Source organism: Paenibacillus shunpengii, from assembly GCF_042684905.1.
Classification (GTDB): Bacteria; Bacillota; Bacilli; order Paenibacillales; family Paenibacillaceae; genus Paenibacillus; species Paenibacillus shunpengii.
The window spans coordinates 596,160-611,036 of sequence record NZ_JBHUMJ010000011.1 but is presented as its reverse complement, the minus strand read 5'-3'; the positions used below and the strand labels follow the sequence as shown (position 1 = coordinate 611,036).

Genomic DNA, 14,877 nt, shown 5'->3' with positions numbered 1-14,877 from the left:
TGCTTTGCTCGCTTCGCGCGTTAGTTGGAAAATTCAAAGTATAATTTTCGAAGACAACTTATCCTGCGAAATAGGACCAAAGCCCGGCTGTTGTCCAATATGGACAGATCCGGTCTTTGATATTTGTATGCGGGGGCTGGAGTAGATTGGATCAAAGTGGAACTTTCACGATGCGGATTGCTGCTTGGCGGAATAGGATAATTCGTTTCTGGACAACTTAAATGCTGTTTGCATAAATTTGGAAAGGTGGATACCTGCATGTCACCAACATCCAGTACAAGCGTTGAAAACCGGACTACTTCTGCCCCAAGACAACCGAATCGATGCAAAAATTGCATCTGGGGCAACTGGGATGGACTGAAACAATTTTGTTCAAAACCTGTCTGCATTAAGAATCAACCGCTATAATTGAAAAACGCCAACAAATGTCAAGGAGAGGGATGAGTTTCCATTTAGCCATTGCTTTGTGGACAGTATTGTGTTTCCGCTGAAAGGTAACGTCCAACTTCTGGCGGGATTGCCTGTTCAGAAGTTGCTGAATATAATGACCGTATTCACAGGAATCGAAAAGGATGCGTCCTCATTATGTTGGCCTGCAGGAACGGGATACTCGAAGCCATAGCGAGATTGAAAGAGTCCGCCATCGCTTGGGGCAATCGATACGAAGAGCGAGCGGCTTTCTGCAAGGCTTGGCGACCGCTTCAGGATTTTCGAAACGGTTCCTGCCGTGCTGCACCAAGAAGTCGACAAGACGTTGGACAGACATCTCAGCAAGCTCTTCGATCGATTCGAACTCCTGGCTATTTTGAATCGGATTTCGGGATAAGAGGGCTACGGGACAGTTTCTACTATCCGGGTTTACGATGATTATCGTGTCATCATGGCCGAACCAGCTTGGGATTGCCATGGGACTCTGGCATTATCACAGGGAAGTCCTACCGTTCATGTCGGCCAATTTTCCAAGGAATTTTTCACTTCTTCCCGTCACGGTGATGTTCTTAAACCAGTACAAGCCGGAACCCGCTGATAAAGGCTCTCCTATTTGGGGGTTTTTCCGCTTTTGTGGCCGAGCCGATCTCACAAATGGCTGATTTATATCATTCCATTCACTGGAAGCAATATCTATTCATTTCCGATCTATGTCGGGCTATATCTGCTGGCTTCGAGCATCGCCAAGCGGGGCGTTGATTGCACAGATTCATCCTCGGTAGATAAATAAAGGCCAAAACCATAAGTTTACCGATTCCAAAAATCATGCCCAGATTCATGAGCTGCATATTTACCATGTCATTGTTAAAGACTCAAGTTTGTTAATTGATGATCTACCGGACCACTATCGTTTCTCGTCATAACGGCTGACAACGAGTTCCTTTTGGAATAAGCAATTTTTTTAAGCATAGAATTTAATGATTCTATTCTCTACCAGGACATGGGTGAAATATGAAGAAAAAAACAAATATGATAATACAAATCGCCGCGACATATACGGGAACCGTGGTGGGAGCCGGATTTGCCTCAGGACAGTCGATTATGCAGTTTTTCACGGTATACGGAGCCTATGGGGTATTAGGCATTTTATGCAGCACCTTTCTTTTTGTATGGATCGGCACTAAAATGATGATTCTAGCTCACCAGATCAAAGCATTTTCATATCAGGAGTTTAATGTTTATCTGTTTGGCAAGAGTTTCGGCAAAGTCGCAAATGCCTTGACTTTTATTATTCTATTTGGGGTAACGGCCGTGATGCTTTCAGGTACCGGTACCATTTTCGAAGAACAACTCCGTCTACCCTATCAACTGGGTATTATCATCAGCATCATTTTGTGTTATCTGGTGATGACGAAGGAAATCAGCGGAATTATGTTCGTAAACTCGTTAGTCGTTCCCATGATGCTTTTTTTCACTATTCTCCTTGTCGTAAAGGTTGTCAGAATAGACAATATTTTTGATATAGTCGGTTGGCAGAACCAACAACTGTACAATTTGAAGTGGTTCGTGAGTCCGTTTGTGTATGCAGGATTGAATTTTGCTTTTATTTTAGCCGTTATGGTTCCTCTAGGGAGTGAGGTGGATGACGAAAGCGCATTAAAATGGGGAGGGTTTTGGGGAGGCATTGGTCTTGGTTTTATGCTTCTTGTCAGCCATTTTGCAATGAGCTCAAAGATGCCCGAGATTCTTCAATACGATATTCCGATGGCCGAGATTATTCGAGATTTCGGGCAGTTTTTTCATGTATTGTTTTTGCTCGTAATCTATGGAGAAATATTCACCACATTGATAGGCAATGTCTTCGGAATTTCTCGTCAAATCCAAAGTCTATATCACCTTCCTAAAAGTTGGTTAGTTCTCGGCATATTACTTGCTAGTTTTTTGATTAGTCAAGCCGGTTTCACCTCCTTACTTACTTATCTTTATCCGCTGTTTGGATATATGGGTGTGATACTTCTCGTTTTTTTAGCGGTTCAACGGCTGCCCAGGGACTAGAAGGTTAGCTGTCTAAACAAAAGAATAGTGGCGAAAAGAGATCAAACCCTACTCAACTTGTAGGGTTTGATCTCTTTTCTAATCTGTTCACCGATGAAAACAGACAAGCCATGTCCTCAATATTCATGGTTTGTCTGTTTTTCTTAAAACCCCTTATATTGAGGCTCTTCATTTTCCAACTGTTGTACGCGGCTTTCTACTTGCTGCACGATTTGTTGGGTTTGTTGGGCCGCATTCGTAAAGAGCGATTTTGCTTCTTGATTTTGTGTTTCCAAAGCAAATTGTTCCAGACTCGCCTGAGCACTTTTTAAAGATGCTACGCACGTTTTCACTTGAGAAGCAACTGTCACGGTGTCACCTCCTTTACCTTAGGATAGGATAATGTTTCACGGGTAATGGGAATAGATGCTTACATTCTCCCAATACCGAAATTAATATTTCCGTCTCGCAACAAAAGCATACGTTAGAAAAATTTTCAGATGGAAATGCATAAAAATAATGGAATAGGGACATATTTACCTTTGTCGATTAATGTGATTGGAAAGGAATGGTGATATTATGCCGGATTGGCTAGAAATCGCTTTGCGAACGTTATTGGCTATGGGGGTTCTTTTTGTCCTAACGAAGATATTGGGGAAACGGCAGGTATCACAGCTGTCATTGTTTGAGTATATCACCGGAATCACGATCGGCAGCCTTGCAGCTTACGTTTCGTTGGATCTGGAGTCCACTTGGTATCTGGGCTTGGTTTCGATGACTGTTTGGACCGTTGTTTCTTTAGGGATTGAATTTTTACAGCTGAAAAGCAAAACGGCAAGAGACCTATTCGACGGCAAAGCAACAGTGCTCATTAAGGACGGCAAGATCATGGAGGATAACCTGAAAAAAGAAAAGATTACCTCGGATGAACTTATGGAACAGCTTCGAAAAAAAAATGTGTTCAAAGCTGCCGATGTTGAATTCGCAGTCATGGAGCCGAGCGGTGACATTAGCGTTCTTTTAACCAAGGAAAACCAACCGTTAACGCCTAAACACCTTGGAGTAAATGTCGGGCCGGAACAAGAGCCTCAAACGGTCATTATGGATGGAAAAATAATGGACGAGCCGCTTGCCACGATAGGTCTAAACAGGCAATGGCTGGATACGGAACTGGAGAAATTAGGTGTTTCGATTGATAACGTATATCTTGGACAGGTGGATTCCTATGGCCAGCTATACGTTGATTTATTTGATGATCAGATCAAAGTACCGAAACCTCAGAAGAAAGCCGCGTTGCTTGCAACATTGAAAAAGTGTGAAGCGGATCTCGAAATGTTTGGCTTATCTACCAAAGAACAAAATACAAAGCAGATGTACGAGCAATGTTCAAAAGCGTTAGAAAAGATTATTGATGAAGTTAAACCATTGCTGATTCGTTAACAATTCGCCAATTATACGTCAGCTGAAAATCGAGGAGGATGTTCATGGCAAATAATATAAAGAAAAATTTAACGCGGGTACAACAGGAATATAAAGAATTGGCGCAAAGCGTCGAACCTCCGAGGCCCATACTCAAAAACTTCATTCGTGCGTTTATAGCCGGCGGGGCCATTTGTTTGGTTGGACAAGCCATCCAGGAAATGTTTGTGCATTGGGGCGGCTTTGATGAGAAAAAAGCTGGAGACCCTACCGTGGCGGTTATGATACTCCTTTCTGTCATTCTGACCAGCATGGGGGTGTACGATAAGTTTGCCCAATGGGCCGGTGCGGGTTCCGCAGTGCCTGTGACGGGATTTGCGAATTCGATGGCATCCGCTGCGATTGAACATCAGAGTGAAGGTATGGTGCTCGGTGTTGGCGGTAAAATGTTTAAACTGGCTGGACCGGTTATTGTATTTGGTACAGTCGCCGCCTTTGCGGTAGGAATTGTACATTTGCTGATCAAAGGCGGGGGAGGCTCTTAATATGTTAAAGGGACACCAGAGTTGGCTATTTGAGAACAAGCCGTTCATCCGATCAACAGCAACGGTAGTGGGTCCATTTGAAGGAAGAGGCCCGCTGGCCAAAGATTTTGACATTGTCCATGGAGAATCCATGATGGGACAAAAGAGCTGGGAGAAAGCAGAAAAGGTATTGATTGAAGAAGCGGCAAAACTGGCTATTGAAAATGCGGGGTTGACAAAGGAACAAGTACAGTTTTACATAGGCGGGGATTTGATGAATCAAATCATTAGCAGCAGTTTTGCCGCGCGAACATTATCGATCCCTTACATCGGTGTGTTTGGGGCTTGTTCAACCTCGATGGAAAGTCTGGCATTAGCAGCTAACCTTGTAAATTCCGGTTCGGCGAAATTTGTGTTGGCGGGGACATGCAGCCATGATTCCAGTGCGGAGAAACAGTTCCGATATCCGACCGAGTACGGTTCGCAAAAACCGCCAACCGCCCAATATACGGTAACCGGGGCCGGTGCTGCCATCGTATCCATGGAAGGTGACGGACCGGTTGTTACATCTGCCACCATTGGCCGGGTTATCGATATGGGCATTAAAGATCCGTTTAATATGGGCGCAGCGATGGCTCCTGCAGCGGTAGACACCATTGAGGCGCATGTTCGAGATTTGGGAATTGAACCGGGTTATTACGATTTGATCGTTACCGGCGATCTTGCGAAAGTCGGATATGAAATCGCCTGTAAATTGTTTAAGAAACATAACTTTCCCATCGAACAAACCGAATATTCCGATTGCGGGATGATGATTTACGATTATGAAACCCAAATGGTTCAAGCCGGAGCAAGCGGCTGCGGTTGTTCGGCAGTTGTTACCTATGGACATTTGCTAAATCGGATGCGAAGAGGTGAACTGAAACGAATCCTCGTTGTCGCTACGGGGGCGCTGCTATCCCCGATTTCATTTCAACAAGGGGAAAGCATTCCTTGTATCGCTCATGCCGTATCCATAGAGGCAGGAAGGGAGATATTATGATTTTTCTTTGGGCTTTTTTGGTGGGAGGTGCAATCTGTGTTTTCGGACAATTTTGTTTTGATGTCTTGAAACTTACACCGGCCCACACCATGACCCTGCTTGTTGTATTGGGCGCGATTGTCGACGGAATTGGATGGTATGATCCGCTGATTGAATTTGCCGGGGCAGGAGCATCGGTCCCGATTACAAGCTTTGGTAACGCGCTTGTCCATGGTGCGCTTCAAGAACTAAAGAGCAATGGCTGGATTGGGATCATCACCGGAATTTTCGAAGTGACCAGTGCCGGAATATCCGCAGCGATTATTTTTTCGTTTCTCGCTGCATTGTTCGTAAAGCCCAAAGGATAATACGGGGCCTCCGCAAGAATGTGGAAAGAGAATACTTTGACAAGGAGAAAGTTACAATGGCAAACAAAGGGAACGTAAAGATGGTTATGGGCCTGACGCTTGGAATGCTTCTGATTGTTTTGACGGGTTGCACCGATCATAATGAGATGAGGCAACAAGGCACCCGAGTAGAGCAGCAGGTAGAGTTAAAGAAGGGAAATGACCGTATTGAAGTGGCGGATCAGGCAGCGCTAAAAATCGTGTCGATCCCTGGGGTTAAGCAGGCCAACGTGCTGGTTACACAAAAAAACGCGTATGTTGCAGCGGTATTAGATGGCGGTCAAAACCAGTTAAGCAGGGAGATAGAAGATCAAATCGCGTTCAAAGTGAAGGAAACTGAGCCGAGTATCCAAAACGTATATGTTTCTACCAATCCGAATTTCGTTGAACGAATCAATGCGTATGTCGTTGATGTGCAACAAGGAAGGCCGATCACAGGTTTCCTTGAAGAATTCAATGAACTCGTGCAACGAATATTTCCGAATGCACGATAGGCTCATCTATGTCACATATGCTTGGAAACCTGTATAAAATTAGGGTCGGTCAGGGGTTCATCCTAACCGACCGTTTTTATTTTTGTCGTTCTTTCGAGCATGAGCGAAAGCCACCCAAGCATATCGTTTTGTTCAATACGTGTCAGATGCTGTTTATTTGTGTTCCGATATTCTCCAGCGCCTCTTTGGTTCTCTCCATGACACTCGGCTCGTTTGGAACTTTTTTACTTGCCTTGCCATCCAATACTATTGGAGATTTATTACTTGCCGTTTTGATTCGGTGTTTAAATTGTGATTTAAGTTCGCTTTTTTCCATATTTTCTCCTTTCCATTTGCCATTTTCAGAATATGTAACTGATATTATTCCGATATTCATATCCTTTATACATCATCGGAGTCAGTAGACGGTCGGCGCTTCGGTTGGTGAACCATCGATCTTACCCTTTTGGTCCAAAGCATATCAAGGAAATGGCCGAACTGTGGAATGTAAGCGAAGAAGATCTTCCGATCGGATCAGAAACTTCTCGTAGGTGATGCCGGACATATCGGCTGGCCTGCCTTTGGACACCCTCTTCCATTCCTCAAAACACTCCTCTGGTATACGGTAAGAAATCAAGATACCAAAATCGGATTTTACGCCTACCGAAGGATCAACTTTGGGACATCATCGGATTCGTGTAAATGTTCAAAAAGACGCCGATTCTCCCTGCTCCATCAACTCAGTAATTTCCTCAATGCCTTGGAGAAGTACAATGAGTTGTGTTGGCTGGTCAATAAAGAACTGATTGGCCGGTTGGTACTGGCATTGGCATACACGAACCAAAACTGGAAGATCCCCATACCTGCAAAGTATTACTCCAAACGGTTATGCAGAGATACTTCCCGACGACGCGGACAGACTAGGGCTACTCGATAGCCCGCAATTAAAGTAATAAATCGCATGGCGAAAAGTACTTCGGTTTCGGGGTCCTCTTCGCATTTCTTCCTCCTGCATATAGAGCGATGTGATGAATTGGCAGCATTCCGAATCAAAATCTGGGACCGTTATATAACCCTTTGTTCCCAATATGGAACCCGGATGCCCCTGTCCTTCGATCAGTTCTGGTACGACTTTCTGGCCAGACACATGATATCCGACGACGGCGTAGAGAAAGTGTATGAGGACTTCTGCAACGCCTGGGAGAATCAATGTTTGAGGAACATTCATGATTGCTGCCAGGTTGGAAAAAATCCCAAAATCCGTTGAATGCAACCGGTTAGATTAGAATGGAATTTTCATTGTACGTTAAAGAAAGTGAAGAGATCATCAAACTGTAGTAGTTTATTGCGCTTAATACATATAAGACGCTGACCGGATTAGGCCTGCGTCTTATATGTTTAAAAAGTATTGTAAATATTTTCGCATTCTACACCTGTCGGTTCGTAAAAGCAGTGGCTTTTGTATCTTCCGACAAAAGGCTGATTGTACCATGTCGAAGGGCAATTTGCGGGGGGTTTGAAATACCACAAAGAGAATTTAGCAGGCCATGGTCGCTCACCGTTAATTGACTTTCGTGCAAGGCGTCTATCTTTGTCCCTTGCCTTTTGATAAAAGTAACCGTGTATGGTTGCTTCAAACGCATGCGGCTGAAATACCATTTGCGGAATCGTACGAATGCCTTTAAAATCGGAGCAGTTTGCCCGAATCCGATTAATTCCTACAGCCCCGACGAGCAGCATTCCTTGTTCGCCTTCCCCTTCCGCTTCGGCTCGAAGCAATCTTGCCAACAGATCTATATCACTTGCCCTGGCTTTGACAACGGCCATTGTATCACCTCATTTTAGTATTCAATATATTCCCATTGTTCTATTTAGTGCTTGCTTAATATTCATACCGCTATCCGACGCACAATCTCGCAAGTTTCACCTTACGGATTGTTAATTGCCTGAATTAACTACTCTTTTTTTGGATAACTTAAAACCGCCTACATGTAACTGCGCCAGCACATGATAAATAACATCTGAAGGTGAGTTGTGAGTATTCATTTAGCCATTGCGTTATGGACGGTATTCGCGGCGTGGCGGTGGGGTCGGTGGATACAGTTTTCCCAGTGCTATCCAACGATGGTATACCTAGCTTGTTTTCAATTGCTTTACGAATTCTTCTCGCATGAAAAATTTTATTTGTGGCGTTTGGAACCCGATCCAGTATTCAACTATACCAGCGTTGTTATGCTTCACACCTTTTGCATATATCCTTTAACTGCTTTTCTCTACCTCACCCGTTTTCCGGAAGTCGAATGGAAGGCTGCGGTTCACATTGCAAAGTGGGTGCTGATTTATATCGGTGTTGAATGGGTCGGATATCGCCTCGGTTATATTACCTACTCCCGCGGCTGGAATTGCTGGTGGTCGCTTTTTTTTTGACGTACACATGTTTCTCATGCTTCGTTTTCATCATACAAAGCCGGTTTGGAGCATCCCGGTGACGGTATTGTCGATCTTCTTTTACTTGATCATGTTCGGTTATCTGTAAAGGAATCCAAGCCCCGTGACGGGCATTTTTACCGTGGACGCATATAATGGCGTAACCGAATAAGAGGAGTGATGAGTCGTGGCCGATGCCTCGCAATCCATATCAAAGGTATTACCCCCCTTTTCCATTTGGGGAGTTTATGCATCCGTCGCCGGCAGGCCGGTTGTATGGGGCAAGCTTGTGATGCGCGTTTTGCCGGACCAACGAGTTCAAGGCACTATCCAATTTCGCGGAACGCCGATTCCGATTGAAGGAAGCTGGAATGAAAGCGCGCAGCAGATCGTGTTTCATTCCCCCTACGCTGCCTATTCCGGTCATTTAACCATCTATGACGATGTCCAGATTCAACTTCGGCATTTGGTCCTCACCGGACGCCTTCGAATGCTCCCCCCCTCTTTACAGGCGGGCGAATATGGAACCTGGGTAGCGACAACTGATATCAACTTGCCGGAGTATAGCGGCTATGTCCCGCCCCAACCGTCTTCAACTTCGCTGCCGCCGGTCGGCGTATTTGTAACGTCAAATATTCTATATGGAAACTCGCGCAGATGAAGCAGGCACATATCCGTCATCGTCCAAACATCTGGCCTTGGCGGATATAAAATAATCCGTGCAGGATGCTGTATCGCGGGTACATCGTCTTATCAACAGATTGCATAATGGCAGGTCCCCACATAAACGGAAAGGGGTGACATCGGTGGACGAAAACCAGATTCATCATGCGATTGAACAAGCCTATCAATTGATTGTTGAAGCACACCGCAACATGACTGAAATTTGGCGCAATCACGTCCTGTTTACACGCCAATGGTGGTTGGGAGTAGGTTTATCCATATGTCCTTGGCTGATTTGGATCGGAATTCGGGACCAACGAGCAACAGGACAGTTTCTACTATCCGGGTTTACGATAATTATCGTGTCGTCGTGGCTGGATCAGCTTGGGATTTCCATGGGTCTCTGGCATTACCACTGGGAAGTCATCCCGTTCATGCCGGCTAATTTTCCATGGAATTTTTCACTTCTTCCCGTCACAGTGATGTTCTTGAACCAGTACAAGCCGGAAGTAAACCCGCTGATAAAGGCCCTCCTATTTGGGGGTTTTCCGCTTTTGTGGCCGAGCCGATCTCACAAATGGCAGATTTATATCATCCCATTCACTGGAAGCATATCTATTCATTTCCGATCTATGTCGGGCTGTATTTTATGTCTTCAAGCATTGCCAGAAAAGGCATCGATTGCGGTAAGTCCGGACCTTAAACCGGCAAGAACCAGTCGCCATATGTTACCATTCATACACGTTTGAACGGGTTGACATATTACATACGGATGCTATTGCAGGAGGTGATCGATATGACGGTAGCTTCTCAATTGAAAACAGCTGTAGCTTCGCTGAAAAGCGCGCAGGCCAGCTTTGAACAGTTTGCGTTAAATACACAAAACCAGCAGGCCAAAACCACATTCACAAACGCAGCACAACAGACACAAACATCATTGACCAGGTCGTTCCGCGGTTGCAACAAATTGAACAAGAAGAACCGCAGTATAAAGGGTTCTAAAAAAAGCCATGCCGGTCTCTCGGCATGGCTGCAACTTTTTTCATCGTTTATATAATTGGAGGCTGATTTTCTTGGCATGGATCGCAGGACTATGGATTGTTAATACAGCATTGTTACTCATTATTGCGGTTCGGGAGGTGCGCCGCCCCGCCAAGGCGCTGACATGGATGACAGTCGGACTGGTATTTCCGATGATCGGTTTCGTTTGTTACCTTTTCGTCACGAATCCGGTGCAAATGCGGCGGGACAAGCTGGTTTCATCGCATCAGAATCCGATCGTTTTGCCTCCGTTGTGCGGCCATTCCGCAGCTGTTATCGCCCGGTCTTTACAGCCCTTATCGGTTAGTAGCCTTCGAACAGGTTCTGTCCAAATCCTCACGAACGGGATGGAAACTTACGGCAGACTCCTGCAATCGATTCAATCCGCACAAAAAACGATTGAGCTTGAATATTACATATATCGGAATGACCATATTGGAAATCGGATCACAGACGCACTGATTGACCGTGCTTTATCCGGTGTGAATATTCGTTTTATAAGGGATGGCTTGGGAAGCCGGTCGTTTCCCAAACATGCAATTCGTCGGATGAAGGAGGCGGGCATTGAATGCAGGACTATTTTCCCTTTGCGATTTCCCTGGATTCTATCCAACTTGACTTACCGCGATCATTGCAAAATCGTCATTATTGACGGAAAGGAGACATTTATGGGAGGAATCAACGTGGGGGATGAGTATACCGGAATGAAGCCGAATACCGGATTCTGGCGCGATACCCATATGCGGATAACCGGCGAATCAGCGAATGATGCGAAGGCGGTTTTTGAAGCCCATTGGAAATTGGCGTCACCGGACATCCCCCATACGCCAATAACGGCAAGAAACAACCCTGAATCTGTGCAACGTTCGCATCCCAACAACGAATATCCTTTTCCTTTTGGCAAAACAGAGCGATCTGCATTCGGATGGGAGTGGGGATCGGAGCTTGGAACGACGGAAAGCACGCGTATAGCGAAAGCTTCCTCACCCGAAGATACACCTTCTGTGTATATCCAGATGTTTGAAGGCAATCCCTCGCTGCCTACTCCGGTCATTCGGGAAATGCATTTCATTTGTCTAACCCAGGCGACCCGATCCATCGACATCGTCAATCCTTATTTTATTCCCGACGCGGATATCCTGATGGCCATCAAAACAGCCGCGGCGCGTGGGGTTCGAGTGAGATTACTGGTGCCGCAGCGGGTGATTCCTAAAGTTGCAGGCGCTGCCAGCCGTACGTATTACGGCGAACTGGTGGAGGCGGGGGTCCATGTGTTTCAGTATAACAAAGGGGTCTTGCACGCGAAAGTCATGATTATCGATGGCGAGATTGCCGAACTCGGTTCTTCCAACTATGATCTCCGGAGCTATCGTTTAAACTACGAAATCTGCGCAGTGATGTATCACTCCGATGTGGCTCGGGAACTAACGGAACAATTCGAACGGGATCTTGCCGAGGCGACTCCCTATCGTTTGGAAGATCACGTGAATCGACCTTCATCCGAGCGGATGCTTGATCAAGCGGCGCGTTTGTTGTCTCCTTTGTTATAATACACAAGCAATATTGGATTTAGGCATTCGTCTATGGTGCAGGTATCACCCCCGGCATATATATAGTATAGAAAAAGGAGCTGCATCATAGATGATTATAATCAAACCGATTGAAGTGAAAGGGCATCAGGTTATCGGCATTGAGGTCACTCTGCCCAAAACAACACTACTGGCTATCACAACTGAACACGGATATATCATGTGCGGCGCACTGGATATTCGGCTGTTAAATGAAAAATTAAAAGAACGTCGAATTGTCGCAGGACGTGCAGTCGGGGTACGAACGATAGAGCAATTGCTGGACGCCCCTCTTGATATGGTTACCCTAGAGGCGGAATTACATGGAATTCATCCCGGAATGAAAGGGTCAGACGCGCTTGTAAAGATGACAGACGCAGTTAATTACCGTTAGTTTTCAGGCCATTTTTTAAGGAAAGTAGGGGATTGTTTGTTAACGGGTATGCATGTTGTTATTCTTGGAGGCGATGCCCGGCATCTTGAAATTATTCGCTCATTTACTGACCTGGATGCCAATGTTGTATTAATCGGTTATGAAGATGTGAAGGAACAACTTCATGAAGTCCGGCACGCAAAGCTTACGAAGGAAGTACTTAGCAAGGCGGATGTATTGATTTTACCGGTTGTTGGTACGGATGACCATGGCAAAATAGAGTCTTCATTTTCGACCGAAACGCTAATGCTGAACAAAGAATATATGTCCTGTTTGCCTAAACATGCAAAAGTTTATTCCGGCATAGCTAAGTCCTACTTGAAGAACCTTTGCTCGGAAGTGGGTATCGATCTGATTGAATTGCTCAATAGGGACGATGTTGCCATATACAATTCAATTCCCACTGCAGAAGGCGCTTTAATGATGGCCATTCAACATACGGATATTACCATACATGGTTCGCGTTGTATGGTTCTGGGATTGGGGAGAGTCGGTCTTACGTTAGCCGGTATGCTTCACCGCCTGGGGGCACGCGTCAAAGCAGGTTTGCAGAAACCGGAGCAGTTTGCACGTGCCTTGGAGATGGGGATTGAGCCGTTTTATACGAAAGATTTGTACGAAGAAGGCGCAAATGCGGATATTATTTTTAACACGGTTGCGGCGCTAATCCTTACATCTCGTGTGCTAACTCGTATACCGCATCACGCAATCATTATTGATCTAGCTTCCAAACCTGGCGGGACTGATTTTCGTTTTGCCGAAAAACGTGGAATCAAGGCCTTGTTGGCACCAAGTTTACCGGGATTGGTCGCGCCAAGAACGGCTGGACGTATATTGGCGAGTACGTTATGTCAATTGATCCAGGACGAACGGAGTCGAAACCGAGAGCAAATGGACATACTTTCCTGTCCTTCCGGGATATGAGATCGTGAACACTGAATAACGAATCAATTGAAGGTGTGATTACTTGTGTATACTTGATCATAGAGGCTGGCAACTTTGCCGGCCTCCGTCTTATTTTCGTAAGAATTCGGATGATGAAGTGCGTGGTGAAGCGGCTCTTTCGCAGATCACAAGTCGGTTCCGTTTCCATGGCTAGCGTTCGGGGACTCCAAGTTAAGTTGGTCTCGGAATCTTGTTCCAACTGTTACAAATGACCTATATAATAGAGTACATACATAGGTTCTTAACAGAAGAACGTTACGTATGCAACTATACGCTTATTGCACAGTCGGAGGTTACTTGCACAATGGATATTTCAGATTTGCTTTCGCATCCTGTCGCCCACCACGCATTTCATTATACACTTGTCGGAAAAGCTATGGTTCGGCTCGGCGGGGAAGTGGAAATGGTCAATCGCTCGCTATGCAACATGCTGGGCTATACAGAACAAGAACTGCTGCGAATGAGAATACATGATATCATTTATACGGAAGACGTTCCATTATATAACGGATCCATCAATGACTTGTTAGGCGGTAATTCCGATTATGTCGAAATGGAAAATCGTTATATTTGTCTTGACGGCAGACACAAATGGGGAACGACAACCCTATCGATCATCGAAGTGGAGGAATATCCGGAAAGGATATTCTTGATCCAGATTCAGGAGATCACGTATCGCAAAAGGCTTGTTGAATTGAACGAGGAATACGCGGATAAATTCAGAATGCTTGCTGACAATCATTCCGATCTTGTTTACGACGTCATGTTGGATGGAAGTATCAGCTATGTGAACCGCGCCTGCACGAAATTATTGGGCTATGACTTATACGAATTGGAAAGAACACTTGGAGACATCATTTAGAAAAGTCTGGAGCACGTGACGGAAACGTATACCAATGCCCCGTTTGAAATGGAAACTTCAATTGAAGCGAAAGACGGCCAAATATTAAAATTCAGCGTATTGCATATCCCGAATTTCATTCAGAATGAACTCGTAGGGCTGCATTGCATCGCAAGGGATATTACCCTGCAATCCAGTATGGAAAAGGCCCTGAAGCATAGCGAGAAAAAATATCGTTTGTTAGCGGACCATACGGGGGAAATGATTGCTACACTGAATATCAATGGCATTATCTACTACATATCGCCGGCGTGCAAACCATTGCTGGGTTATGATGCAACGGAATTGATAGGAAGACCTGTCTGGGAACTGTTCTATCCTCCCGATATAGAAAAATTGGGCTCGCAAGAGTGGATGAATGAAGACGGTTATAGCAACATTTTACGATTACGTCGAAGAGACGGCTCCTCTGTTTGGGTGGAGGTCGTAAGCAACACGCTGCGGTACGATTCGGGCAATGTTCGTGAGATAGTAAAGGTTTTTCGGGATATAACGAGCCGAAAGACGCTGGAAGACGTCCTAGCTACTCAAGAACGTGTCATGAGTGATATTGTAGAAACAATGGGATGTCGGCGTTGTGATTTGTGATGAA

Annotated in this window: 18 protein-coding genes and 1 pseudogene; 15 read left to right on the top strand and 4 right to left on the bottom strand. The window is 45.3% G+C overall.

The genetic code is table 11. The features are described from left to right. Nucleotides 1-583 precede the first annotated feature (583 nt). The gene (locus ACFSVM_RS24810; RefSeq protein ID WP_379265248.1) at nt 584-907 is read right to left on the bottom strand and encodes a hypothetical protein; all 324 of its coding nucleotides are present in this window, start codon (nt 905-907) and stop codon (nt 584-586) included. Between ACFSVM_RS24810 and ACFSVM_RS24805 the strand changes: the two genes are divergently transcribed. Together ACFSVM_RS24805 and ACFSVM_RS24800 are read left to right on the top strand one after the other, a co-directional pair. Beyond that, the gene (locus ACFSVM_RS24805; RefSeq protein ID WP_379265162.1) at nt 864-1,091 is read left to right on the top strand and encodes a CBO0543 family protein; all 228 of its coding nucleotides are present in this window, start codon (nt 864-866) and stop codon (nt 1,089-1,091) included. The genes ACFSVM_RS24810 and ACFSVM_RS24805 overlap by 44 nt on opposite strands. Nucleotides 1,092-1,440: 349 nt before the next feature. Then, nucleotides 1,441-2,484: a YkvI family membrane protein gene (locus ACFSVM_RS24800; RefSeq protein ID WP_028407029.1), complete on the top strand. Its 1,044-nt coding sequence runs from the start codon at nt 1,441-1,443 to the stop codon at nt 2,482-2,484. 143 nt (nt 2,485-2,627) lie between these two features. On the opposite strand, the gene ACFSVM_RS24795 is transcribed toward ACFSVM_RS24800, so the two are convergent. Beyond that, nucleotides 2,628-2,834 (bottom strand): DUF1657 domain-containing protein, encoded by a 207-nt coding sequence (locus ACFSVM_RS24795; RefSeq protein WP_007781230.1) that lies wholly within the window; start codon nt 2,832-2,834, stop codon nt 2,628-2,630. A 208-nt stretch (nt 2,835-3,042) separates the two neighbouring features. Here ACFSVM_RS24795 and ACFSVM_RS24790 point away from each other — a divergent pair, with 208 nt between their 5' ends. The 5 genes from ACFSVM_RS24790 to ACFSVM_RS24770 are packed head-to-tail and all read left to right on the top strand — an operon-like array spanning nt 3,043 to nt 6,328. After that, nucleotides 3,043-3,903: a DUF421 domain-containing protein gene (locus ACFSVM_RS24790; RefSeq protein ID WP_379265159.1), complete on the top strand. Its 861-nt coding sequence runs from the start codon at nt 3,043-3,045 to the stop codon at nt 3,901-3,903. Nucleotides 3,904-3,947: 44 nt separating this feature from the next. Beyond that, nucleotides 3,948-4,427 (top strand): stage V sporulation protein AC, encoded by a 480-nt coding sequence (gene spoVAC, locus ACFSVM_RS24785; RefSeq protein ID WP_005832062.1) that lies wholly within the window; start codon nt 3,948-3,950, stop codon nt 4,425-4,427. A 1-nt stretch (nt 4,428) separates the two neighbouring features. Beyond that, nucleotides 4,429-5,448, top strand: a complete 1,020-nt coding sequence (gene spoVAD, locus ACFSVM_RS24780; protein WP_127510464.1) for a stage V sporulation protein AD — start codon at nt 4,429-4,431, stop codon at nt 5,446-5,448. Next, complete coding sequence (gene spoVAE, locus ACFSVM_RS24775) at nt 5,445-5,795, top strand: stage V sporulation protein AE (protein ID WP_005832063.1); 351 nt, start codon at nt 5,445-5,447, stop codon at nt 5,793-5,795. Before spoVAD ends, spoVAE begins: the two co-directional genes overlap by 4 nt. 56 nt (nt 5,796-5,851) lie before the next feature. Next, nucleotides 5,852-6,328, top strand: a complete 477-nt coding sequence (locus ACFSVM_RS24770; protein ID WP_144873617.1) for a YhcN/YlaJ family sporulation lipoprotein — start codon at nt 5,852-5,854, stop codon at nt 6,326-6,328. A gap of 142 nt (nt 6,329-6,470) precedes the next feature. Here ACFSVM_RS24770 and ACFSVM_RS24765 read toward each other — a convergent pair whose 3' ends face one another. Beyond that, nucleotides 6,471-6,704, bottom strand: a complete 234-nt coding sequence (locus tag ACFSVM_RS24765) for a hypothetical protein (protein WP_379265155.1) — start codon at nt 6,702-6,704, stop codon at nt 6,471-6,473. 1,001 nt (nt 6,705-7,705) lie between these two features. Then, entirely contained in the window at nt 7,706-8,134 is a 429-nt protein-coding gene (locus ACFSVM_RS24760; protein WP_379265153.1) for a cell wall hydrolase, read from the bottom strand. Nucleotides 8,135-9,035: 901 nt separating this feature from the next. Between ACFSVM_RS24760 and ACFSVM_RS24755 the strand changes: the two genes are divergently transcribed. The 8 genes and pseudogenes from ACFSVM_RS24755 (at nt 9,036) to ACFSVM_RS24720 (ending at nt 14,873) form a co-directional block, all read left to right on the top strand. Beyond that, nucleotides 9,036-9,395, top strand: coding sequence for a hypothetical protein (locus tag ACFSVM_RS24755; protein ID WP_379265151.1), 360 nt, complete (start codon nt 9,036-9,038; stop codon nt 9,393-9,395). A gap of 145 nt (nt 9,396-9,540) precedes the next feature. Beyond that, nucleotides 9,541-10,146: a CBO0543 family protein gene (locus ACFSVM_RS24750; RefSeq protein ID WP_379265149.1), complete on the top strand. Its 606-nt coding sequence runs from the start codon at nt 9,541-9,543 to the stop codon at nt 10,144-10,146. A gap of 47 nt (nt 10,147-10,193) precedes the next feature. Beyond that, a pseudogene (locus ACFSVM_RS24745) lies at nt 10,194-10,399 on the top strand (DUF1657 domain-containing protein). A 71-nt stretch (nt 10,400-10,470) separates the two neighbouring features. Beyond that, a complete protein-coding gene (locus tag ACFSVM_RS24740; protein WP_028406247.1) occupies nt 10,471-11,988 on the top strand; it encodes a phospholipase D-like domain-containing protein in 1,518 nt (505 codons plus the stop codon). A 91-nt stretch (nt 11,989-12,079) separates the two neighbouring features. Next, a complete protein-coding gene (locus ACFSVM_RS24735; protein WP_005832069.1) occupies nt 12,080-12,400 on the top strand; it encodes a YunC family protein in 321 nt (106 codons plus the stop codon). 36 nt (nt 12,401-12,436) lie between these two features. Next, nucleotides 12,437-13,363 (top strand): dipicolinate synthase subunit DpsA, encoded by a 927-nt coding sequence (dpsA, locus tag ACFSVM_RS24730; protein WP_379265147.1) that lies wholly within the window; start codon nt 12,437-12,439, stop codon nt 13,361-13,363. Between the two features lie 325 nt (nt 13,364-13,688). Then, on the top strand, nt 13,689-14,246 hold the full coding sequence (locus ACFSVM_RS24725) for a PAS domain S-box protein (protein ID WP_379265145.1): 558 nt from the start codon (nt 13,689-13,691) through the stop codon (nt 14,244-14,246). Nucleotides 14,247-14,261: 15 nt separating this feature from the next. Continuing rightward, nucleotides 14,262-14,873 (top strand): PAS domain-containing protein, encoded by a 612-nt coding sequence (locus ACFSVM_RS24720; RefSeq protein ID WP_379265143.1) that lies wholly within the window; start codon nt 14,262-14,264, stop codon nt 14,871-14,873. Nucleotides 14,874-14,877: the final 4 nt, after the last annotated feature.

Excerpts from the sequence above, each read along its gene's own strand:
- ACFSVM_RS24735 (WP_005832069.1), top strand. The coding sequence starts at position 12,080 with ATGATTATAATCAAACCGATTGAAGTGAAAGGGCATCAGGTTATCGGC.
- ACFSVM_RS24800 (WP_028407029.1), top strand. The coding sequence starts at position 1,441 with ATGAAGAAAAAAACAAATATGATAATACAAATCGCCGCGACATATACG.
- ACFSVM_RS24765 (WP_379265155.1), bottom strand. The coding sequence starts at position 6,704 with ATGAATATCGGAATAATATCAGTTACATATTCTGAAAATGGCAAATGG.
- ACFSVM_RS24760 (WP_379265153.1), bottom strand. The coding sequence starts at position 8,134 with ATGGCCGTTGTCAAAGCCAGGGCAAGTGATATAGATCTGTTGGCAAGA.
- spoVAC (WP_005832062.1), top strand. The coding sequence starts at position 3,948 with ATGGCAAATAATATAAAGAAAAATTTAACGCGGGTACAACAGGAATAT.
- ACFSVM_RS24805 (WP_379265162.1), top strand. The coding sequence starts at position 864 with ATGATTATCGTGTCATCATGGCCGAACCAGCTTGGGATTGCCATGGGA.
- ACFSVM_RS24810 (WP_379265248.1), bottom strand. The coding sequence starts at position 907 with ATGGCAATCCCAAGCTGGTTCGGCCATGATGACACGATAATCATCGTA.
- spoVAE (WP_005832063.1), top strand. The coding sequence starts at position 5,445 with ATGATTTTTCTTTGGGCTTTTTTGGTGGGAGGTGCAATCTGTGTTTTC.
- ACFSVM_RS24790 (WP_379265159.1), top strand. The coding sequence starts at position 3,043 with ATGCCGGATTGGCTAGAAATCGCTTTGCGAACGTTATTGGCTATGGGG.
- ACFSVM_RS24770 (WP_144873617.1), top strand. The coding sequence starts at position 5,852 with ATGGCAAACAAAGGGAACGTAAAGATGGTTATGGGCCTGACGCTTGGA.
- ACFSVM_RS24725 (WP_379265145.1), top strand. The coding sequence starts at position 13,689 with ATGGATATTTCAGATTTGCTTTCGCATCCTGTCGCCCACCACGCATTT.
- spoVAD (WP_127510464.1), top strand. The coding sequence starts at position 4,429 with ATGTTAAAGGGACACCAGAGTTGGCTATTTGAGAACAAGCCGTTCATC.